Origin of the sequence: Amycolatopsis dongchuanensis, assembly GCF_039542405.1 — a bacterium.
Lineage (GTDB): Bacteria > Actinomycetota > Actinomycetes > Mycobacteriales > Pseudonocardiaceae > Amycolatopsis_E > Amycolatopsis_E sacchari.
In genome coordinates, this window is the sequence record NZ_BAABIB010000068.1 from 1 (window position 1) to 551 (window position 551).

The 551-nt window shown below is 67.3% G+C and carries 1 protein-coding gene and 1 pseudogene; both read right to left on the bottom strand.

What is annotated here, in order from left to right:
- Positions 1–264, bottom strand: a pseudogene (locus ABFX51_RS15755) (hypothetical protein); the annotation flags it as partial.
- Positions 251–551, bottom strand: a 301-nt coding sequence (locus tag ABFX51_RS15760; protein WP_346054114.1) for a hypothetical protein, incomplete at its 5' end; no start/stop codon positions are given. The gene ABFX51_RS15760 and the pseudogene ABFX51_RS15755, both read right to left, overlap by 14 nt.

The window sequence follows — 551 nt, forward strand, 5'->3', positions numbered from 1 at the left end:
CTCGTGCACAGCCCAGCCGATCGCGGTCAGCACGGACACGGCGTAGAAGCCGTCCCACACCGCCACTCCCAAGCCGAGCGGCACGACCACGCCGGACAGCTCGCCGACGTGCCAGCCGATCCAGGACACGGCCTGCGTGGTGCGGGTCGGGTTGGTCGCGTGCTGGTAGATCGCGAGGTCAGCGGCGCGGCGCGCCTCAACCTGCGCCTCGGTCACGGACTGTCCGGTGTGGTCGGTAGTGGGATTGTGCTCAGGCGTGGACATTGATGGCCTCCTCCCGAGTGACGGTGGGGTGGTGGAAGAACTGGTTTTTCGGACCGGCCGGGGGCTTGCTCGCGTGCCGGGCCACGAACCCGTCCAAGCGGCGCATGGAGATCTCCAGCACCTTCGCGAGCAGCACCAGCGGAATCCGGATCAAGTGCAGCAGCAGGAACACCAGCACTACGCCGGTGAACACCAGCAGCGCGAACGTCCCGAACCGGCGCAGAACCTCGAACATCGACATGCCGCTCACCTGCCCAGTCCGGAGAACAGCACGGTCACCGCGTGCA